Source organism: Streptomyces sp. NPDC001231 (assembly GCF_042896885.1).
Lineage (GTDB): Bacteria > Actinomycetota > Actinomycetes > Streptomycetales > Streptomycetaceae > Streptomyces.
Genome location: NZ_JBIAXS010000004.1, coordinates 33,337 through 54,074, shown reverse-complemented (window position 1 = coordinate 54,074; position 20,738 = coordinate 33,337). Strand labels below are relative to the sequence as shown.

Below are 20,738 nucleotides of genomic sequence, written 5' to 3'. Positions count from 1 at the left end.
CCGCGCCGGGCCGAGCTGGGCCGGGCATGGCATCGAGCCGGATCTCGCCGAACCGGGCCGGACATGGCGTTGTACCGGGCCGGGCCGGACATGGCACCGCGCCGAATCGGGCCGGGCATGGCACCGGGCCGGGCTGGGCATGGCGTTGTACCGCACCGCGCCGGACCGCGCGCCGGACATGGCACCGAGTCGAACTGAGCCGAACTGAGCCGGACCGGACCCGGCCGGACCCGGCAGGCCTGGCCCAGTCGGGGTTACGGCCGGGCCAGGCCCGACTTCAGGCCTGCGCCGCACAGGGGGACCACCGCCGACTTCCCGCCGAGGGCGCCCTCGCGGATCGCCGCCCAGCAGACCGCGCCCGTCGACTCGACGTACAGGCCGCGGGAGGCCAGGTCCAGCTGGGCGTGGCGGATGCGGTCCTCCGTCACGGTCAGGAAGGTGCCGCCCGAGTCCCGTACCGCGCGCAGGATCTGGCGGGCCCGGGGCGGGTGGGGGACGGCGATGCCCTCGGCGTGGGTGGGGGCCACGGGGGTCGTGCCGGTGAGTTCCTCCGCGCCCTCCTCCCAGGCGCGGGCGAGCGGGGCGACCGCCGCCGCCTGCACCGCCCACAGCGCCGGGCGCCGGTCCAGCAGACCGGCCCCGAACAGCTCGGCGATCGCCAGCGCCGCGCCCAGCAGCAGCGTGCCGTTGCCCACCGGCAGGACCAGGACCTCCGGCAGACGCCCGCCGAGGTCCTCCCACAACTCGTGCACGTAGGTCTTCGTGCCGTGCAGGAAGTACGGGTTGAAGACGTGCGAGGCGTAGAACGTGTCCGGCTCGTCCGCGGCGCGCTGCGCGGCCCTGCCCGCCGCCTCGCGGTTGCCGTCGACCACCTCCAGGCGGGCGCCGTGCGCCTCGATCTGCTCCAGCTTCTTCGCCGACGTGCCGAGCGGGACGTACACCGTGCACGGCAGCCGCGCGCGGGCGCAGTACGCGGCGATCGCCGTGCCCGCGTTGCCGCTGCTGTCGGCGACCACCCGGCGCGGGTCGGCGCGCAGCGCCAGTTCGGCCAGCAGCACCGCGCCCCGGTCCTTGAACGACAGCGTCGGCATCAGGAAGTCCAGCTTCGCCGAGACCTCGTCCGTCAGCGGCACCAGGGGGGTGCGGCCCTCGCCGAGGGACAGCGTGGGCGCCGGCATCGGCAGCGTCTCCGCGTACCGCCACAGGGAGTTCACCCTCCCGGTGAGGGACTTCAGGGACGCCGGGGTGGGGGAGAAGTCGAGATCGAGCGGGCCGTGGCAGGAAGGGCAGCGCCAGGCGAGGGAGTCGCCGGGGACGCGGACGCCGTCGGTGGGGCAGTAGCGGTCCGGCAGAGGTGTCATGTACGGAGGTTAAGGGGCGAGGTTCGCCGACGCCCCGTCATCACTCCCGCACGGCACGTCCGTCGCACTCGGCCGCGCCTCCTCGCCCCCCGACGCCTCCGTTTTCCGCCATGTGGAGGTGTGACGGCGGCCGTAGCGGGGAGAAAGCGCCTGGGCATGCCTTCGCCACCCGCAAGTCATCACTTCGAGTGATTCTCTGGCCCCTGCTTGCAAGTACAACCCATGGTTGCCACGCTGTTGCTGTCTGTACAGCTTGATGGGAGCGGCCAGTGACTTTCGGTGAGCAGCCGGCGTACCTGCGCGTCGCGGATGATCTCCGCAAGAAGATCGTCGACGGTCTGCTGCCCCCGCACACCCGGCTGCCCTCACAGGCCAGAATCCGCGAGGAGTACGGCGTCTCGGACACGGTCGCGCTCGAGGCCCGCAAGGTGCTGATGGCCGAGGGGCTGGTCGAGGGCCGCTCCGGCTCGGGGACGTATGTGCGCGAGCGGCCCGTGCCGCGCCGGGTCGCCCGTTCCGGCTTCCGCCTGACCGGCGGCGCCACGCCGTTCCGGCAGGAGCAGGCCGACGCCGAGGTGCGCGGCACCTGGGAGTCGAGCAGCACGCAGGCCGAGTCGAGCGGCGCCATCGCCGAGCGGCTCGGCATCAAGCCCGGCGACCGCGTGATGCGCACCAAGTACGTGTTCCGGGACGCCGGCGAGGCGATGATGCTCTCCACCTCCTGGGAGCCGCTCGCGCTCACCGGCCGAACCCCCGTCATGCTCCCCGAGGAGGGCCCGCTCGGCGGCATGGGCGTGGTCGAGCGCATGCGCGCCATCGACGTCATCGTCGACAACGTCACCGAGGAGGTCGGCGCCCGCCCCGGCCTCGCCGAGGAACTGCACGCCCTCGGCGGTGTCCCCGGCCATGTCGTGGTCGTCGTCCAGCGCACCTTCTACGCCTCCGGCCGCCCCGTGGAGACGGCGGACGTCGTGATCCCCGCCGACCGCTACCGGGTGGCGTACCACCTGCCGGTGAGGTAGGAGCCGCGCGGCAGGGGCCGTGCGGCAGGAGCGTGCGGTAGGAGGTGCGGCGGGGCGGGCGCCGGCCCGGAAGCAGGCCCGGAAGCGGTGATTCCCGGGGGTGGTGTGCGCCCCCTCGGCGCCCGGCCCGCCCGTCCGTCTGCCGCGCCGCCTCGCCCGTGCGCCGTATTCCGGCCGTTCTCGCAGGTCGCCACCGCGGCTGCCGCATGCCCCCGAGTGGATGTACAGAGCCCCTCGCACGGCGCGTTCGCCTCCGTGCGCCCCGGGCGGCCGATTTCCATACTGGCCGGTTGCCTACCTCTTTGTGAAAAGCCGTATTCGCTGCGTGAAGGTTGGGCGTAGGCTCAGGCATATGCGGATTGCGGTTTCCTCAACAGGCGGGACGCGGCGGGGGCCGGGAGCCGGACGCACAGGGGCGGGAAGGAGCAGTGGGGGCGCGATGAACGACAGCACGATCACCCTTCCCTGGCTCGTCGTCCGGCAGGACGACAACGGCAATCGCTACAGCGTCGGCCGGTACGCCACCCGTGCCGAGGCCCAGAAGATCGCGGAAAGCCTCGACGGTCCGGACACCCAGCTGTACTGGGTCGAGCGGATCGAGCAGAGCGCCGGCGGTGCGGGCGGCGACGGCTGACCCCTTCGCCGGACGCAGGCCCGCTCCCGTAGGCTCCGGCGCATGAGCGAACGGATCGTGGTGGTCGGTGCCGCCCTGCTCGACGGCGGCCGCCTGCTCGCCGCGCGCCGCAGCGCGCCCGCCGAGCTGGCCGGTCGCTGGGAGCTGCCCGGCGGCAAGGTCGAGCCCGGCGAGCGGCCCGAAGCCGCTCTCGTGCGCGAGTTGCGCGAGGAACTCGGCGTCGAGAGCGAGGCCGTCGAGCGCGTGCCGGGCAGCTGGCCCCTGCGACCGCCGTACGAACTCCAGGTGTGGACCGCGCGGCTGCGCCCCGGCTCCGCCGACCCCAAGCCCCTCCAGGACCACGACGACCTGCGCTGGCTCACCCCGGCCGAGATCTGGAGCGTCCCCTGGCTGGACCAGGACGTGCCCGCCGTGCGGCAGGCCCTCACCCACCTCGGAGCCGGCCCGGCGGACGGCGCCCCAGGGGCGTGAGAGTCATCGAGCGCTCCGTCGAAGTCCAGGGCGCACGGGAGACGTAGGGCGCGCGCCGGTACGCCGTTCGTGCCACACCGCACCGTCGCGAGCGGTAATGCCCCCTGGATACCGGGTATGTCCCCTTTGTTCTCTGGAACCGTACATGGGTGGGCTTGCCGGCCTGCGAAGTGATCGGCGTGCCTGGGAAGTGAACGGCGTGATCGACACCGATGAAGACACCGCCGAGTGGACCTTTCCCGCGGATCCCGGCGCGGTGCGCGCGGCCCGGGCCGCCGTCCGCGGCAAGCTGCGCAGCTGGGACCTGGACGCGCTCGGCGACATCGCGGCCCTGCTGGTGAGCGAACTGGTCACCAACTCCCTGCGGTACGCGACCGGTCCCATCGGTGTTCGGCTGCTGCGCCGCGCGGACCTGCCCAAGGTGCTGCTGGTCGAGGTCTCCGACCCACTGCCGGACCCGCCCCGCGAGCGTCCGGCCCGCCCGGACGACGAGTCCGGCCGCGGCCTGCAACTGGTCGCCTCCACCTCCCGCCGCTGGGGCACCCGGCCGGACGACGCCGGCAAGACGGTCTGGTTCGAACTGGCCGTCCCGGGGTGAGCGGAGCGGTGGACGGGCCGTGCGCGGAGCCCGCCGGAGAGCCCCCGCCACTCAGTGGCCGGCGGCGGCCGGCGACGGTTGTCCGCGAGCGGGGTTCGACCTGGTCCTGCCCGGTTAGAAGACTGATGGTGTTGTCGCAGGCCCGGACCGGAAAGCATCGGGATGGTCCTGTGATCGTGAACACCGTGTTGTGCGGCGCCGTAGTGCTGGATACTGCGGGCAGCCGCCCCCGGTGACCGGTGCCGGACGCGGTGAGCTGGAGGGGACGGTTCGCGTGAGCGAGATACCAGCGAAGACCACGGAGTCCGAGGACCCGTCGGACGGCGCGAGGGCGGGGTCCGCGGGCGGCGGTGCAGCCGACGGGGCGCCGTCCGGGGACGCCATGTGGCAGAGCAGCCCGCCCGGCTCGATGTACGACTACATCAAGGTGGCCTCCTTCTCCATCGGCCCCGACGGTCACGTCGACCAGTGGAGCCTGCGCGCCGAGCGGCTCTTCGGCATCCCCGCCGAACGCGCCGTCGGGATGGACCCCATCGAGGCGTTCGTCGACCCCGACCTGCGCGAGCACGGCCAGCGCAAGATGGCCGAGATCCTCGACGGGCGGGAGTGGACCGGCGTGGTCCCCTTCCGGATCCCGGACGACGAGGACGGCCGGCGCGGTGAGGAGGGACTCGCCGAGGTCTACGTGATGCCGACGACCACGGTGGAGGGCGACAGGGCCGCCGTGTGCACCGTCGTCGACGTCCGCACCCTGCGGCGGATCGAGACCGACCTCGCCGCCTCACAGGCGATTTTCGGTCAATCCCCGTTCGGTTTCCTGCTGATCGACACCGACCTCAAGGTCCGTCGCGCCAACGAGCGGTTCGCCTCCGTCTTCGGCGGCTCGCCGGACGACCACCGCGGCAGGGGCGTGCACGACTACCTGCCGCGCGGCGAGGCCGAGCGGGTCACCGCCACCCTGCGCCGGGTACTGGAGAACGGGCAGTCCATCACGGACATGCACGTCTCCGGCTTCGTGCCGGGAACCGACGAGCGCCGCCACTGGTCCGTCAACCTCTACCGCGTGCACAGCGGCAGCGGCCGCACCATCGGCGTCGCCTGGCTCGGGATCGACATCACCGCCCGCCGCGACGCCGCCCGCGAGGCCGCCGCCGCGCGGCGCAACCTCGCCCTCCTCAACGAGGCCGGCGCCCGCATCGGCAACTCCCTCGACCTGGAGACCACCGCGCGCGAACTCCTCGACATCGTGGTCCCCGGCTTCTGCGACCTGGCGACCGTCGACCTCTACCAGGGCCTGCTGGCCGGCGACGAGACCCCGCCCGGCCTCGCCGACGGCAGCGCCGAACTGCGCCGCGTCGCCTTCGCCAGCGCGGTCTCCGGCGCGCCGTTCGGCGGCACCGGCGCACACGTCGAACTCGGCGCCGTCCACCACTACCCGTTCAACTCGCCCCGCGCGGACGCCCTGCGCACCGCCCGCCCGACGACCGTGCCCGGTGAGGACGGCGGCCTCGTGCAGACCACGCTGGCCGTGCCGATGGTCGCCCACGACACGGTGGTGGGACTCGCGCAGTTCGCCCGGACCAAGGGCAGCGAGCCGTTCGGCCAGCGCGACCGCGATCTCGCCGTCGAACTCGCCGCGCGCGCCGCCGTCTGCATCGACAACGCCCGCCTGTACCGGCGCGAGCACGAACGCGCCCTGATACTGCAGCGGTCCCTGCTCCCGCCCGGCGACCCCGAGGCATCCGGCCTCGACATCGCCTGCCGCTACCTGCCCGGCAGCGCCGCCACCGGCCGGCCCAGCGAGGTCGGCGGCGACTGGTTCGACGTCATCGAACTCCCCGGCCACCGCACCGCGCTGGTCGTCGGCGACGTCATGGGCCGCGGTCTGCGCGCCGCCGTCGCCATGGGCGAACTGCGCACGGCCGTACGCACGCTGGCCCTGCTCGACCTGGAACCGGCCGAGGTGCTCTCCCAGTTGGACGAGATCGCCCGCGGCCTCGGCGCGCCCGGCGGTGTCCAGCAGGCCACCCGGGCCGCCCGCCGCCCCCGCGAGGCCGACCTCTCCGAGGTGTACCTGGCGACCTGCATCTACGCCGTCTACGACGCGGTCACCCGACGGTGCACCTTCGCCAACGCCGGCCATCTGCCGCCGGTGCTCGTCGAACCCGGCGAGTCCGCGCTGATGCTGGACGTGCCGCCCGGCATGCCGCTCGGCGTCGGCGGCGAACCCTTCGAGGAGGTGGAGGTCGAACTCCCCGAGGGCGCCCTGCTGGCCCTTTACACGGACGGCCTGGTCGAATCCCGCGACCACCCTCTGGACGAGGGCCTCCAGGCCTTCGTCGGTGCCCTCACGGACCCCTCCCGCCCCCTGGAGGACGTCTGCGACCACATCCTCAACACGCTCGGCACCCACCACGGCGAGGACGACATCGCGCTGCTGATGGCCCGCGTCCAGGGCCTGCCCGCCGAGTCCGTCGGCGACTGGGCCCTGCCGCGCGAACCCCGCAGCGTCGGCCGCGCCCGCGAGTACGCCCGCGCCCAGCTGACCGCCTGGGACCTCGAACCGCTGATCGACACCACCGAACTCCTCGTCAGCGAACTCGTCACCAACGCCCTGCGCTACGGCGAGGGCGAGATCAGGCTCCGCCTCCTGCTCGACCGCACCCTGGTCTGCGAGGTGTGGGACTCCGGCCTCGTCCAGCCGCGCCGCCGCCGCGCCCGCGACACCGACGAGGGCGGCCGCGGCCTCCAGCTGGTGGGCCTGCTCAGCGCCGCCTGGGGCTCCCGCCGTACTCCCCGCGGCAAGACGGTCTGGTTCGAACTCCCCCTGCCCGACGGGGAGAACGCCCTGACCGACCCGGCGGAGGCGCTGCTGAGCCTGTTCTGACCGTTCCGCCCGGCCACCGTCTACGCCGCCGGTCCCGGACGGCGACGCCCCCGCGTCCGCGGGCCGCCGTAGCAGGCGGGCGGACCGCCGTCGGGATCCTCGGCCAGGAGGATGCCGCCGAGCACCGCTGCGGTGGCGCCGGCGGACGGGTCGGTGGTGGCGGTGCACGGGTTGCCGTGCAGGCGTACGTCCTGTTCGGCGAGGTCGTGGGCCTGGCGGGCCAGGGTGTCGGCGGTCTGCGGATCGGTAGGGAGGAGGCGCAGTGCCTCCGACAGCCGGATGCGGGCCGTGGCGCCGACCGCGGCCCGGTGCGTGCCGACGAAGTCGTCGGCGGCGGCGACGGCGCTGCGTGCGACGAGTTCCTCGGCGGCCGCCAGGACACCGGCCCGCCGTGTCCCGACCGGCGCGGTCGCCCGCACGATGCGCCGCAGCGCGTCCAGCGGGTCGTACGGCCCCGCGGCCGGCTCGGCGTGTACGCGTACGCGGGCCAGTTCCAGGTCGGCGTGCGTGACGCGGGCGCGCAGCTCACCGGCGGCGACGTCGACGGGGACGGCCGCCGAGGGAGTGCCCGGTGCGAGGGCGGGTGCCTCGTCGGAGGCGGTGGCCGTTTCCGAAGCCTGGCCGTCGGCCGTACGCCGCGCGGGCTTGCGGGACTCGGCGGACTCCGGGGAGCCCGGGGTGGGCGCGGTGGTGCGGTCCGGGTCGCCGGTCAGTCGCGCGGCGGCGGACTCGGCCGCTCGCCGGATCGCCTCGAGGTCCGCCTCCGCGCCGCCGAGCGCCGCCGGTACGAGTCGCTCGGCGGTCGACAGCTCCTCGGCCAGCCGTTCGACGCCGTGCACGAACACCGCGATCTGGGCGATCGCGCCCTCGGCCACGCGCAGGTGACAGGCCGCAGCCAGGGGGTTTCCCGAGTCCGCCGACTGGCGGGCGCGGTTCAGCCGGGAGGTGGCGAGCAGCAGGCGGTCCTTGGCCTGCTCCACGTGTCCCGTGACGGATGCGACGGCCGCCGGACCGTACCGTTCGCGTAGCGCGGCGACGGTCGAGGCGGCGGTCCCCGTGCGCCCCGCCAACTTCCGGAACCGCGCCTCCGCGACCTCCAGCGCCTCACCCAGTCCCCGCTCCAGACCGCGCAGTTCGTCGAACGCGGCGGCCTCCGCGTCCAGCAGCCGGCCCGCCTCCTCACAGCGCCCGACCACGCCGGCCAGCGCCTGCCGCCGGGCGGCCGCGTCCTCGGGGACCCCGTGGTCGTACCGCTCCCGCATCCGGCAGGCAGCCGCGAATTCCGCCTCCGCCTCCCGCACGGCCCGTGCGAACGGCTCGACGGCCGCCGCGCCGAACCGCGCCTCGGCGAAGCCGAGTTCCTCCCGGCTGGTGCGCACCCAGTCGTCCGCCAGTCGCATCAACTCCGTTGACCTCTCGCCGAGTTCATTGGACGGCGGCGGCGGTCGCCACGGCCCGGAGGGCGGGGCGGAACCGCCGCCGGGGGTCGTACGGGTCCTGGCCCGCCGCGTCCGCCGGACGTACCCGTACCCGGCGAGCACCCCCGCCGCGCCCACCGCCACGAGCGGCAGGGCGAGATAGCCCGGCGAGGTCTCGTCGTGCCGCTGTGCGGCGGTGGCGGTCACCGGAGGGGTCTGGGGGAGCGCAACCGCGGCGCCGCTGTTGATCGTCGTCCCCGGAAGCACCAGCCACACCAGGCCCGCCGCGCCACACAGCACGGTGTGCGCCACCCGCCCCGACAGGCGGCGGGTCGTGCGCCGCGGCCGGGCCGCCCGGAACACCGATGCCGTCACATTCGGGAGCGTATGACCGCCCGAGCGGGCACGCGACCGGGGCCGCGGCACTGGTGGGGCCGACGGGACACGTCAACGCGGGAGGGAACACCAGCATGAAGAACACCACCGGCAGACAAGAAACGTCCGGCCAGGAAGACACGACCGGCACCCCTGGCGGGGAGGACGCGTCCGGTACGGGCGACATCACGGGCGGGCGGGAGACCGCCGGCGGGGAGCTGGCGTCCGACGTGGGGAGTGCGAGCGGTACGGGCGACATCGGCGGTACGCACGACAACCTCGACGCGGAGCCCGCGAGCGGCGGGGCCGGTATCACCGGCGGGGAGGACGCGTCCGGTACGGGCGACATCACCGGCGGGCGAGAGGCCGCTGACGCGGAGCACACGTCCGATGCGGGGAGCGCGACCGGTACGGGCGACACCGGCGGCACGCACGACGCGGAGCCCGCGAGCGGTGGGGCCGGTATCACCGGCGGGGAGGACGCGTCGGGCACGGGCGACATCACCGGCGGGCGAGAGGCCGCTGACGCGGAGCTGGCGTCCGATGCGGGGAGCGCGACCGGTACGGGCGACACCGGCGGCACGCACGACGCACCCGGCGCGGAGCCCGCGAGCGGCGGGGCCGGCACCCCCGGCGGGGAGGACGTGTCCGGTACGGACGACCCCGCCGGTGAGCGAGAGACCATCGGTGCGGAAAGCGCGACCGGCAGGGACGACAGCACCCGCGCGAGGAGCGAGACCGGCACCCGCGCGGCGAGTGCGTCCGGTACGGGTGGCACCGTCGCCGGGCGAGAGGCCGCCGCCGTGCCGCGCACCGTGGGCACGGCGCGCCCCGACCCCGATCAGGGGCGCGCGGGTCCGCCGCCCCGACGGCGCCGTGGGCTGCGCTGGGTCCGTCGTGTCGCCCTCGGTGTCGTCCTGCTGCTGGTGTTGCCGCTGCTCGCCGCCGAGTCCGCCCTGCGGGTGAACTACACGGGCGACCCCGTCGACGGGACGTACACCAGGGGCCAGGACGCGATCTGGCTGGGCCACGCCTGGGTGGACGGCCGGAAGACGGACGCCGATGTCGCGGCTCTCGCCCGGCGCCTGCGCGGTACCGGCATCCGCGACCTCTACGTGCACGCGGGCCCGCTCGAACACGACGGCACGCTCCCCAAGTCGTCCTATCCCAAAGCCGGTTGGCTGATACCCGCCGTGCACCGCGTGCTGCCCGGCATCCGCGTGCAGGCCTGGCTCGGCGACGAGCTGGCCACCGAGAGCCCGGACGGGATGCGGCTGGAGCGGGCCGCGACGCGCGCGGCCGTGGTCACCTCCACCCGCGAGATCCTGGCGGCCGGTTTCGACGGCGCCCACTTCGACCTGGAGCCGCTGCACTCGGGCGACCGCGACTACCTGGACCTGCTCGACGACCTGCGCGCCGTCACCCGCGCCCACGGCGTACCCCTGTCCGTCGCCGCCCACCAGATCGACCCGCTGCCCGCCTTCCACTCCGTGTGGGGCACGCTCACCAACCACCCCAAGTGGTGGTCGCAGGCGTACTTCGCCCAGGTCGCCCGCCGCGTCGACCAGATCGCCCTGATGTCGTACGACACCATGCAGCCGCTGCCGAGCCTGTACGGCGGCTACGTCGCCCAACAGACCTCCCTCGCCCTGGAGGTCACCCCGCCCACGACCGACCTGCTGATGGGCCTGCCCTTCTTCCACGACAACCGCTTCGGCCACCGCGCCTCCGCCGAGACGGTCCCCGCCGCCGTCCGTGGCGTCCGCCTCGGTCTCTCCCGCACGGACGCCGGCCGCGAGCGCTTCGGCGTCGCGCTGTACGTCGACTTCGCCGCCACGGAGGACGACTGGACCGCGTACCGGGAAGGCTGGGTTCGGCTGTCATGATCACGGCGCTGATGGGAGGATGATCGGTATGGAGTGGATGGCGATGGCGACGACCGCGCTGGCCGTCGTGGCCGTGACGGGGGCGGCCGTGATCGGGATCGCGGCGATCACGACCGGTTGGGTGCCGCCGGTCGGCTGGAAAAAGGTCCTGCGGCCCAAGCTGTGGGGGTACGGCTCACTGACCGCCGCCGTCGGCATGGGCGCGTTCCTGAGCCTCGGCCCGCTCAGCAGCAGGCCGGCCGCCCACTTCAACATCGCGCTCGTCGGCATGGCCGTGTTCTTCCTGGGCACGTTCCTGCAGTACCTGTCCCAGCGCCCCGCCCGCACGGACTCCCTGAACCGCCCCCAGGACGGGACCTAGGACGACCGCCGCCCGATCTTCGAGCCCAGCCACACCAGAGGGTCGTACTTGCGGTCGACGGCCCTTTCCTTCAAGGGGATCAGCGCGTTGTCCGTGATCCTGATGCCCTCGGGGCAGACCTCCGTGCAGCACTTGGTGATGTTGCAGTAGCCGAGCCCGTGGTCGTCCTGGGCCGCCCGCTTGCGGTCCAGGCCGGTGTCCGCGGCGGCGTCCAGCGGGTGCATGTCGAGTTCGGCGACGCGCATCAGGAAGCGGGGGCCCGCGTACGCCCGCTTGTTGTCCTCGTGGTCGCGTACGACATGGCACACGTCCTGGCACAGGAAGCACTCGATGCACTTGCGGAACTCCTGCGGCCGGTCCACGTCCTCCTGGAACATGCGGTACTCGCCCGGACCGAGACCGTCCGGCGGGACGAACGCCGGAACCTCGCGCGCCTTGGCGTAGTTGTAGCCGACGTCCGTCACCAGATCACGCACGACCGGGAAGGTCCGCAGCGGGGCCACGGTGATCGTCTCCTCGGGCTCGAAGACCGACATACGGGTCATGCACATCAGCCGTGGCCGCCCGTTGATCTCCGCGGAGCACGAACCGCACTTGCCCGCCTTGCAGTTCCAGCGCACGGCGAGATCCGGCGCCTGGGTGGCCTGGATCCGGTGGACGATGTCAAGCACGACTTCGCCGTCGTTGACCTCGACCGCGAAGTCCTCCAGGCCCCCGCCCCGAGCGTCACCCCGCCACACCTTGAAGCGGGCCTCATAGCTGCTCACTCGTACAGCTCCTCTTCGGCGAGGTACTTGACCAGCTCCTCCTTCTCGAAGAGGGCGAGCAGGTCGGGGCGGATGGGTTCGGTGGTCTCCCGGGAGAGGGTGATCTGGCCGCGCACGGGGTCCGTCGCCGCCAGCCCGCCCGTCGGGTCGGTCAGCCGGCACAGCAGGTTGATCCGGCGCCAGGCGCGCTCCATCGACGGGCAGTCCTCGCGGGTGTGCCCGCCGCGGGACTCCGTGCGCTCCAGCGCGGCCCGTGCCACGCACTCGCTGACCAGCAGCATGTTCCGCAGGTCGAGCGCGAGGTGCCAGCCGGGGTTGAACTGCCGGTGCCCCTCGACCCCGGCCCGCCGCGCCCGCACCCGCAGCTCGGCGAGCTTCTTCAGTGCCTGCTCCATCTCGCCCTCGCGGCGGATGATGCCGACCAGGTCGTTCATGGTCTGCTGGAGTTCCAGGTGCAGGGTGTACGGGTTCTCCGGCGGCCCGTCCGCCGGTGCCCCGCCCTGCGCGCCCTCCGCCGAGAACGGCCGCAGCGCCTCCGCGGCCGCCGCGTCCACCTGGGCGCCGTCCACGGCCGGGCGTTCGCGCGCCGCCCCCTGCGCGTACTCGGCCGCGTGCCACCCGGCCCGGCGCCCGAACACCAGCAGGTCGGACAGCGAGTTGCCGCCGAGCCGGTTGGAGCCGTGCATCCCGCCCGCGACCTCCCCGGCCGCGAACAGCCCCGGCACCCCGCGGGCGGCCGCCGTGTCGGAGTCGACCGCGATGCCGCCCATGACGTAGTGGCAGGTCGGCCCGACCTCCATCGGCTCCGCCGTGATGTCGACGTCGGCCAGCTCCTTGAACTGGTGGTACATCGAGGGCAGCCGGCGCCGGACGACCTCGGCCGGCATCCGTGTCGACACGTCGAGGAACACCCCGCCGTGCGGCGAGCCGCGGCCCGCCTTGACCTCGGAGTTGATCGCGCGGGCGACCTCGTCACGGGGCAGCAGCTCCGGCGGACGCCGGTTGTGGTCCGGGTCCTCGTACCAGCGGTCCGCCTCCTCCTCCGACTCGGCGTACTTCTCCTTGAAGACGTCGGGGATGTAGTCGAACATGAACCGCTCGTCCTCGGAGTTGCGCAGCACCCCGCCGTCGCCGCGGACCGACTCGGTGACGAGGATGCCCTTCACCGACGGCGGCCAGACCATGCCCGTCGGGTGGAACTGCACGAACTCCATGTTCAGCAGTGGCGCCCCGGCGAGCAGCGCGAGTGCGTGCCCGTCGCCGGTGTACTCCCACGAGTTGGACGTCACCTTGAACGACTTGCCGATGCCGCCGGTCGCGATGACGACCGAGGGCGCCTCCAGCACGAAGAAGCGGCCGGACTCGCGCTCGTAGGCGAAGACCCCGCAGACACGGTCGCCGTCCTTCAGGACCCTGGTCACCGTGCACTCCTGGAAGACCTTCAGACGGGACTCGTAGTCCCCGGTCTCCCTCTTGTCCTCCTGCTGCAACGAGACGATCTTCTGCTGGAGCGTCCGGATCAGCTCCAGGCCCGTACGGTCGCCGACGTGCGCCAGGCGCGGGTACTCGTGCCCGCCGAAGTTGCGCTGCGAGATCCGGCCGTCCTTCGTACGGTCGAACAGCGCGCCCCAGGTCTCCAGCTCCCACACCCGCTGCGGCGCCTCCTGCGCGTGCAGCTCGGCCATCCGCCACTGGTTGAGGAACTTGCCGCCGCGCATGGTGTCGCGGAAGTGGACCTGCCAGTTGTCGTGCTCGTTGACGTTGGCCATGGCCGCCGCGATGCCGCCCTCGGCCATCACCGTGTGCGCCTTGCCGAACAGCGACTTGCAGATCACCGCGGTACGCGCCCCGCGCTCGCGCGCCTCGATCGCGGCCCGCAGCCCGGCGCCGCCCGCGCCCACCACGACGACGTCCCACTCCTGCCGGTCCACCACGGTCATCACAAGGCCCCACTCGTCGTACTCATCAGAAGAACCGCGGATCGTCGAAGACGCCGGAGGCGACCAGGAACACGTAGAAGTCGGCGAGCGCCACGCTGAACAGCGAGGCCCAGGCCAGCTGCATGTGGCGGGCGTTCAGCCGGCTCACGAACTGCCAGAGGCGGTAGCGCACCGGATGCTTCGAGAAGTGCTTGAGCTTGCCGCCCACGATGTGCCGGCAGGAGTGGCAGGAGACCGTGTACGCCCAGATCAGCACGATGTTGACCAGGAAGACGAGGGTGCCGAGGCCCATGTGGCCCCAGCGGTAGTGCTGGTCGCGGAAGGCCAGCACGGTGTCGTAGGTCAGCACGCCGGCGACCAGGATCGCCGCGTAGAAGAAGTACCGGTGGACGTTCTGCAGGATCAGCGGGAAGCGGGTCTCACCGGTGTACCTCCGGTGCGGCTCGGCGACCGCGCAGGCCGGCGGGGACGCCCAGAAGCCCCGGTAGTAGGCCTTGCGGTAGTAGTAGCAGGTCAGCCGGAAGCCCAGCGGGAAGATCAGGATGATGATCGCCGGGGAGATCGCCCACCAGCTGCCGAACAGGTCGGCGTTGGGTCCCGCGTGCATGGTCCGGCAGTTCTGCGCCAGGCACGGCGAGTAGAACGGCGAGACGTACGGCGCCGCGTAGTAGTGGGTGTTCGCGAAGGCCCGCCAGGTCGAGTAGACGACGAACGCGAGCAGTCCGGCCGCGGTGGCGGCGGGCGCCAGCCACCAGCGGTCGGTCCGCAGATGCCGGGCGGCGATCGCGGCCCGCCCGGGGGAGCGGACACCGCCGCCGAGCGGATGGGGTTGTGTGCCGGGAGGTTCCGTACCTGTGGCCAATGCGGGACGCACCTTCCTGTCGGGCTCGCCTCCGGGGCACTGGAGCCGGTGTCGAGCCCCTTCGGGTCATGCGCGGTCGGTTCAGGGGGCGTGGCGGTCGCGGGCGCCGAGTCCCTCGTCGTCCGAGTCCGTCCACAGGGAGACGTCGTAGGGAGCGTCGGAGATGGTGACGAGCGAGGGCCGCTGGGGGGCGGCCTGGCCCTGGGAGGCCTCGCGCAGCAGGGCGACGCTCTCCCGCAGGTGGTCGGCGTCGGTACGCACGCGGCGTATCTCCAGCCCGCCACCGAGCTGCTGCTCCAGTCGGCCCACCGAACGCAGTAGATCGTCGAGGGCTCGCTGTACCGACGTCAGGTCGTCGTGCACGGACATGACGTGACCTCGCTTCCATGGGCGTACAGCCCTAGGCGGCAACGTTCATGCGCCTGCGAGTGTTGCGCGTCACACCTGTCGGTGGGAAGGGATGTGCCGCGATTGGCGGATTGCACATCCCACACGCACGCCCGCACGCGCTCTGTGTGCGCCGGGGACCACCTGCGCCGAACGGGTGACCTTCCGGACCCGCTCCGCCGTGTCGCCTCCGGCTGACGAACCCTTTCCTCTTCAGTGGGCCGTAGATCTGATGAACACCAAAATACCGCCAAATGCGATCAAACCCCACCCGTGCCACCGGCGGGAGCGGCTCCACGGAGGTAGCGCAGATGTCCTACGACGGTGTCGGTCCGCGCGCGGTCATGCGCTCGGTCGCCTTCCTGACCGCGGGCGCCCTCGCGGTGCCCCTCCTCGCCGGCTGCGGCTCGGACGACGAGGGCAACAAGCCGCTGGCCGCCCAGGACATCGCGCCCGCAGCCCGCAAGCAGATCGCCGACGGAGGCAGGCTGCGCTGGGCGGTGGACTCGATGCCGCAGACGCTGAACGTTTTCCAGGCGGACGCCGACGCCGGCACCACCCGCATCGCCCAGGCGGTGCTGCCCACCATGTTCCGGCTCGACGCGAACGGCCACCCGCAGCCCGACGCCGACTACCTGGAGTCCGCCCGGGTGGTCGGGACCGAGCCCAAGCAGGTCGTCGTCTACCGGCTCAACCAGCAGGCCGTCTGGAGCGACGGCCGCGAGATCGGCGCCGCGGACTTCGCCGCCCAGTGGCGCGCCCTGTCCGGCAAGAACTCGGCGTACTGGACCGCCCGCAACGCCGGGTACGACCGCATCGAGAAGATCGAGCGCGGCGCCAACGACCTGGAGGTCCGGGTCACCTTCGCCCGCCCCTACGCCGACTGGCGGTCGCTGTTCTCGCCGCTGTACCCGAAGGACGTCATGGGCACCGCGAACGCCTTCAACGACGGCGCCCGCAGGAAGCTGGCGGTCAGCGCCGGACCGTTCGCCGTGCAGAAGATCGACACCAAGACCAAGGACGTCGTCCTCGGCCGCAACCCGCGCTGGTGGGGCCACTCGGTCAAGCTGTCCGAGATCGTGCTGCACGAGGTGCCGCGCGACAAGCGGGCCGCCGCCCTCGCCGAGGGTTCCGTGGACGTGGCCGACATCGACCCCGCCGACGTCCCGCGGATCACGTCCGCCGGCGCCCGGGGCGGCAGCCCCCTCCAGGGCCCGGCCGGCGGCCGCACCGCCGCCAGGGCGCTGCTCTCCTGGGCGGTGCTGCACGGATCCGACGACAAGGCGGCGGACCGCGAGCGCCGCGCCCTGGCGGCGGAGCGCACGTCGCTCACCACGTACCTGCGGCAGCAGCAGGTGCTGCGCGACTTCCAGGTGCGCAAGTCCCTGGAGCCCGCATATACCCAGCTCGCCCTCAACGGCTCCGAGGGCCCCCTGGCCGACGAGCGCGTCCGCCACGCGGTGGCGCACGCGCTGGACCGCAAGGAACTCGCCGAGATCGTCCTGAAGCCGCTCGGCCTGCCCGCGGTCCCGGTCGGCAGCCACCTCGCCGTGTCCGGCCAGAACGCCTACGCCGACAACAGCGACGCCCTCGGCGGCCATGACGCCGCCCAGGCGCGGGACCTGCTCGCGGACGCCGGCTGGGTGCCCGGCCCGGTCAAGGAGCAGAAGGCCCCCAAGGAGTCCAAGGAGCCCAAGGAGTCCAAGGAGCCCAAGAAAGGGGACAAGGCGGCCGGCGGCGAGGGGCACGGATCACAGAACTCCGCCGGGGACGGTGACGGGACGTACATCGTCGGCCGGAACGACCACGTGGAGGACGGCAAGGCACCCGGCCCGAGCGAGCAGGAGCGGGACCACAAGGACCGGCAGGAGCAGCGCGGGCCGGGCGACGAGGGTGCCAGGCAACTCGCCCAGGACGGCAGGCATTACACGAACGACCACCTCAAGCAGGGCGGCCCGCCCGGCGCCTACGCCCCCAAGGGCACCGCCGCGCCGCGGCCCGGCGCCGCCGCCGGGCCGCTGGCCAAGGACGGCAAGCCGCTCACGCTGCGCTTCGTGGTTCCCTCCGGCCCCGGCTCGGACACGCTGCGCAAGGTGGCCGACCGGGTGACCGCCATGCTCAAGAAGGTCGGCGTCGGCACGGAGATCACCAGGGTCCCCGACGAGAGCTACTTCCGGGACCACATCGCCTCCGGGCAGTTCGACCTCGCGCTGTATTCCTGGCCCGCCTCCGCCTGGCCGGCCACCGACGCCCGCCCCATCTACGCCAAGCCCGTACCGGCCGCCGACGGCTCCCTGAACGTCCAGCAGAACTACACCCGCGTCGGCACCGACCAGGTCGACCAGCTCTTCGACCAGGCCATCACCACCCTGGACGAGGGCGAGCAGGCCGGCCTGCTGCGCAAGGCCGACGCCCGCATCTGGGCGGCGGCCGGTTCGATCCCCCTCTACCAGCGTCCCCAGCTGACGGCCGTCCGCAAGAACCTCGTGAACGTCGGGGCCTTCGGCTTCCAGACCCCCGTCTACGAGGACATGGGCTTCCTGAAGAAGGGGGCACAGCCGTCGGGCGGCGGGTCGCCGAAGGGCTGACGCCGCAAACACGCCGGCAGGCGCCGCTCCGGAGAGCGGCGCCTGCCGGTGTCGTCGTGCCCGAGGGTCAGGCGTGCTTGGCGCGGCTGGCGGCGCGGGCGCGGTCGCGCTGGTCGAGGACGACCTTGCGGATGCGGACCGCCTCCGGGGTCACCTCGACGCACTCGTCGTCGCGGCAGAACTCCAGCGACTGCTCCAGGGAGAGCTTGCGCGGCGGGACGATCGCCTCGAACGAGTCGGCCGACGACGACCGCATGTTGGTGAGCTTCTTCTCCTTGGTGATGTTGACGTCCATGTCGTCGGAGCGGGAGTTCTCGCCGACGATCATGCCCTCGTACACCTCGGTGCCCGGATCCACGAAGAGCACGCCGCGCTCCTGGAGGTTGGTCATCGCGAAGGCGGTGACGGCGCCGGAGCGGTCGGCGACCAGGGAGCCGTTGTTACGCGTCTGCAGCGTGCCGAACCAGGGCTCGAAGCCCTCGTGGATGGAGTGGCCGATGCCCGTGCCGCGGGTCTGGGTCAGGAACTCGGTGCGGAAGCCGATCAGACCCCGGGAGGGCACGACGAACTCCATGCGGACCCAGCCGGAGCCGTGGTTGGACATGTTGTCCATCCGGCCCTTGCGCACGCCCATGAGCTGCGTGACGGCGCCCATGTGCTCCTCGGGCACGTCGACCGTCATGCGCTCGACCGGCTCGTGAACCTTGCCGTCGACCTCCTTGGTGACCACCTGCGGCTTGCCGATGGTCAGCTCGAAGCCCTCGCGGCGCATCTGCTCGACCAGGATGGCCAGCGCCAGCTCGCCGCGGCCCTGCACCTCCCAGGCGTCGGGGCGGTCGGTTTCCAGCACGCGCAGCGACACGTTGCCGATCAGCTCGCGGTCCAGGCGGTCCTTGACCTGGCGGGCGGTCACCTTGCGGTCCTTGACGGCCGCCTTCGCGTCGGCGCCCTTGCCGGTGCCGCCGCGGCCGACCAGAGGGGAGGTGTTGGTGCCGATGGTCATGGAGATCGCCGGCTCGTCGACCGTGATCAGCGGCAGCGCGACCGGGTTCTCGGTGTCCGCCAGGGTCTCGCCGATCATGATGTCCGGGATGCCCGCGACGGCGCAGATGTCACCGGGGCCGGCCTTCTCGGCGGGCTTGCGGGTGAGCGCCTCGGTCATCATCAGCTCGGAGATCCGCACGTTCTGCACGGAGCCGTCGCGCTTGATCCACGCGACCGTCTGGCCCTTGCGCAGCTCGCCCTGCTCCACGCGCAGCAGCGCGATACGGCCGAGGAAGTTGTCGGCGTCGAGGTTGGTGACGTGCGCCTGGAGGGGGGCGGCCTCGTCGTAGACGGGGGCCGGGATGTGCTGGAGGATCGTGGAGAAGAACGGCTCCAGGTTGCTGGAGTCGGAGGGGACCGTGCCGTCCTCCGGCTTGGTCAGCGAGGCGATGCCGTCCCGGCCGCACGCGTAGACGATCGGGAACTCGATCTGGTCCTCGTCGGCGTCCAGGTCCAGGAACAGGTCGTATGCCTCGTTGACGACCTCGTCGATGCGGGCGTCGGGCCGGTCCGTCTTGTTGATGCAGAGGATCACGGGCAGCCGGGCCTGGAGGGCCTTGCGCAGCACGAAGCGGGTCTGCGGCAGCGGGCCCTCGGAGGAGTCGACGAGCAGGACGACGCCGTCGACCATCGACAGGCCGCGCTCGACCTCGCCGCCGAAGTCGGCGTGGCCGGGGGTGTCGATGATGTTGATCGTGATGGGCTCCCCGCCGTCCTTGGGGTGGTACTTCACCGCCGTGTTCTTGGCGAGGATCGTGATGCCCTTCTCACGTTCCAGGTCGTTCGAGTCCATCATGCGGTCGTCGACCTGGTCGAGCTGGTGCGCGGCGAAGGCGCCGGCCTGCTTCAGCATGGCGTCGACGATGGTGGTCTTGCCGTGGTCGACGTGGGCGACGATGGCGACGTTGCGGATGTCGTGGCGCGTGGCCATAGTGAGGCGTACTCCCGAAGTGTGCGGACGACCTGCGCGTACGTCGGTGTTACGCGGGCCCTGCCGGGCGGGACACGCCACGGCCTCACCCCATGGTACGGGGTGCCATCACCCCGCCGTCGTCCCAGACCGGCGCGAAGGCCGCAACCGGCCGCAAGCTCAGGTTTCCCTCAAGTCGCTGGTGTCCCTTGGATCACGACTGTCTACTTTGACCTGACCTCGTCATTCGGCGGGGGGCCGCCCGGCCGGGACCAGCCGGCCGGGCCAGTTGAAACGGGGAGAAGACAGTGACCAAGAAGTTCATGTCGGCGGTGGCGGCCACGGGTCTGGCCGCGGCGTCGATCGTGGTGCTCGGTCCGGTGACCTCGGCCAGCGCCAAGCCCCTGGTGTGTGAGCCGGGCTACAAGTCCGCGACCTGGTCCAGCCTGAGCAACGCCTGGGTGATCACCCACGCCAAGCAGATCAACATCCCCAGCGGAGGCACCGGCGCCTACACCAAGTCCGCGACCTACCGCAGGACCGTCAGCTCCGGCCGGGAGATCACCGGCGGGGCCAGTTACTCGGCCGGCTGGGTCATCTCCAGCATGGATGCCCATGTCTCCGGGACCCTGACCAAGGCGGGGGAGAAGACGAAGGAGACGAGCGAGTCGGTCACCTTCAACTTCAACAAGCCGGGGACCTACGTGGTCTTCAGCGGTGTCAAGAAGGCCTCCGGCTACTACAAGGCCAAGACCTGCAACAGCAACGGCACGGGCTGGACCAAGGTCGGCTACGGCAAGGCCCGAAGCTGGAACGTCCAGGCGGAGGGCGCCGTCAAGTGCAGCGAGAAGCCGAAGAGCGGGACCGTGAAGCTCGCGGCGAAGAAGGGGTACTGCTGACCCCTGGGCCCTGCCGGGCCCGCTGATCGGGGCGCACCGCCGGCGCGGTGCGCGCCCGGCCGCGGCCGGGGTTCCGCGAGGAGCCCCGGCCGCGGCGCGTTCGCAGGCGGGACCAGCGGATAGAGGGTTTTCCCTAGGGAGCGGCCGGGGGGCCGCTCAGGGATCGCATCAGCGACTCCGCGGCACTAGGGTGGCGCAAATGTGCCTGCCCTTCGGTGGGTGTGTCCCGGTTCATCCCGCTCGCGGTGCCGCGAGCACGACTGTGTCGACGGGCGCAACTGATTTGCCGTCAGGTCGTCCGCTATCCGGACACTCGATCCCGATAGTT

Annotated in this window: 16 protein-coding genes; 9 read left to right on the top strand and 7 right to left on the bottom strand. The window is 72.4% G+C overall.

What is annotated here, in order from left to right; genetic code table 11:
• Window positions 1-254 precede the first annotated feature (254 nt).
• Window positions 255-1,361: a pyridoxal-phosphate dependent enzyme gene (locus tag ACFY3J_RS06515; RefSeq protein WP_384171871.1), complete on the bottom strand. Its 1,107-nt coding sequence runs from the start codon at window positions 1,359-1,361 to the stop codon at window positions 255-257.
• A 269-nt stretch (window positions 1,362-1,630) separates the two neighbouring features.
• Between ACFY3J_RS06515 and ACFY3J_RS06510 the strand changes: the two genes are divergently transcribed.
• The 5 genes from ACFY3J_RS06510 to ACFY3J_RS06490 all read left to right on the top strand — a co-directional run bounded on the left by ACFY3J_RS06510 (window position 1,631) and on the right by ACFY3J_RS06490 (window position 6,973).
• The gene (locus ACFY3J_RS06510) at window positions 1,631-2,383 is read left to right on the top strand and encodes a GntR family transcriptional regulator (RefSeq protein WP_384171868.1); all 753 of its coding nucleotides are present in this window, start codon (window positions 1,631-1,633) and stop codon (window positions 2,381-2,383) included.
• 439 nt (window positions 2,384-2,822) lie between these two features.
• Complete coding sequence (locus tag ACFY3J_RS06505; RefSeq protein ID WP_384171865.1) at window positions 2,823-3,017, top strand: SPOR domain-containing protein; 195 nt, start codon at window positions 2,823-2,825, stop codon at window positions 3,015-3,017.
• A 42-nt stretch (window positions 3,018-3,059) separates the two neighbouring features.
• Entirely contained in the window at window positions 3,060-3,488 is a 429-nt protein-coding gene (locus ACFY3J_RS06500; RefSeq protein WP_384171862.1) for a (deoxy)nucleoside triphosphate pyrophosphohydrolase, read from the top strand.
• Between the two features lie 145 nt (window positions 3,489-3,633).
• A complete protein-coding gene (locus tag ACFY3J_RS06495) occupies window positions 3,634-4,086 on the top strand; it encodes an ATP-binding protein (protein ID WP_384171859.1) in 453 nt (150 codons plus the stop codon).
• A gap of 274 nt (window positions 4,087-4,360) precedes the next feature.
• Window positions 4,361-6,973, top strand: coding sequence for a SpoIIE family protein phosphatase (locus ACFY3J_RS06490; protein WP_384171856.1), 2,613 nt, complete (start codon window positions 4,361-4,363; stop codon window positions 6,971-6,973).
• 20 nt (window positions 6,974-6,993) lie between these two features.
• On the opposite strand, the gene ACFY3J_RS06485 is transcribed toward ACFY3J_RS06490, so the two are convergent.
• A complete protein-coding gene (locus ACFY3J_RS06485; RefSeq protein ID WP_390840417.1) occupies window positions 6,994-8,766 on the bottom strand; it encodes a hypothetical protein in 1,773 nt (590 codons plus the stop codon).
• An 815-nt stretch (window positions 8,767-9,581) separates the two neighbouring features.
• Here ACFY3J_RS06485 and ACFY3J_RS06480 point away from each other — a divergent pair.
• Together ACFY3J_RS06480 and ACFY3J_RS06475 are read left to right on the top strand one after the other, a co-directional pair.
• Complete coding sequence (locus ACFY3J_RS06480) at window positions 9,582-10,652, top strand: hypothetical protein (protein WP_390840509.1); 1,071 nt, start codon at window positions 9,582-9,584, stop codon at window positions 10,650-10,652.
• A 19-nt stretch (window positions 10,653-10,671) separates the two neighbouring features.
• Complete coding sequence (locus tag ACFY3J_RS06475) at window positions 10,672-11,013, top strand: hypothetical protein (RefSeq protein ID WP_390840416.1); 342 nt, start codon at window positions 10,672-10,674, stop codon at window positions 11,011-11,013.
• Here the strand turns inward: ACFY3J_RS06475 and ACFY3J_RS06470 are convergent.
• The 4 genes from ACFY3J_RS06470 to ACFY3J_RS06455 all read right to left on the bottom strand — a co-directional run bounded on the left by ACFY3J_RS06470 (window position 11,010) and on the right by ACFY3J_RS06455 (window position 14,951).
• Window positions 11,010-11,780: a succinate dehydrogenase/fumarate reductase iron-sulfur subunit gene (locus ACFY3J_RS06470; RefSeq protein WP_390840415.1), complete on the bottom strand. Its 771-nt coding sequence runs from the start codon at window positions 11,778-11,780 to the stop codon at window positions 11,010-11,012. The genes ACFY3J_RS06475 and ACFY3J_RS06470 overlap by 4 nt on opposite strands.
• Window positions 11,777-13,720, bottom strand: a complete 1,944-nt coding sequence (locus ACFY3J_RS06465) for a fumarate reductase/succinate dehydrogenase flavoprotein subunit (protein ID WP_384171845.1) — start codon at window positions 13,718-13,720, stop codon at window positions 11,777-11,779. The genes ACFY3J_RS06470 and ACFY3J_RS06465 overlap by 4 nt, the downstream gene beginning before the upstream one ends.
• Before the next feature lie 25 nt (window positions 13,721-13,745).
• Window positions 13,746-14,582 carry a hypothetical protein gene (locus ACFY3J_RS06460; RefSeq protein ID WP_390840414.1) on the bottom strand — a complete coding sequence of 279 codons (837 nt, stop codon included), beginning with the start codon at window positions 14,580-14,582 and terminating at the stop codon, window positions 13,746-13,748.
• Between the two features lie 81 nt (window positions 14,583-14,663).
• A complete protein-coding gene (locus ACFY3J_RS06455) occupies window positions 14,664-14,951 on the bottom strand; it encodes a hypothetical protein (RefSeq protein WP_361413207.1) in 288 nt (95 codons plus the stop codon).
• Window positions 14,952-15,280: 329 nt separating this feature from the next.
• Here ACFY3J_RS06455 and ACFY3J_RS06450 point away from each other — a divergent pair, with 329 nt between their 5' ends.
• Entirely contained in the window at window positions 15,281-17,557 is a 2,277-nt protein-coding gene (locus ACFY3J_RS06450; protein ID WP_390840508.1) for an ABC transporter family substrate-binding protein, read from the top strand.
• A gap of 67 nt (window positions 17,558-17,624) precedes the next feature.
• On the opposite strand, the gene typA is transcribed toward ACFY3J_RS06450, so the two are convergent.
• Window positions 17,625-19,532, bottom strand: a complete 1,908-nt coding sequence (gene typA / locus ACFY3J_RS06445) for a translational GTPase TypA (protein WP_384171839.1) — start codon at window positions 19,530-19,532, stop codon at window positions 17,625-17,627.
• 287 nt (window positions 19,533-19,819) lie between these two features.
• On the opposite strand from typA, the gene ACFY3J_RS06440 reads away from it, so the two are divergent.
• A complete protein-coding gene (locus ACFY3J_RS06440) occupies window positions 19,820-20,410 on the top strand; it encodes a hypothetical protein (RefSeq protein WP_384171836.1) in 591 nt (196 codons plus the stop codon).
• The last annotated feature ends 328 nt before the right edge of the window (window positions 20,411-20,738 follow it).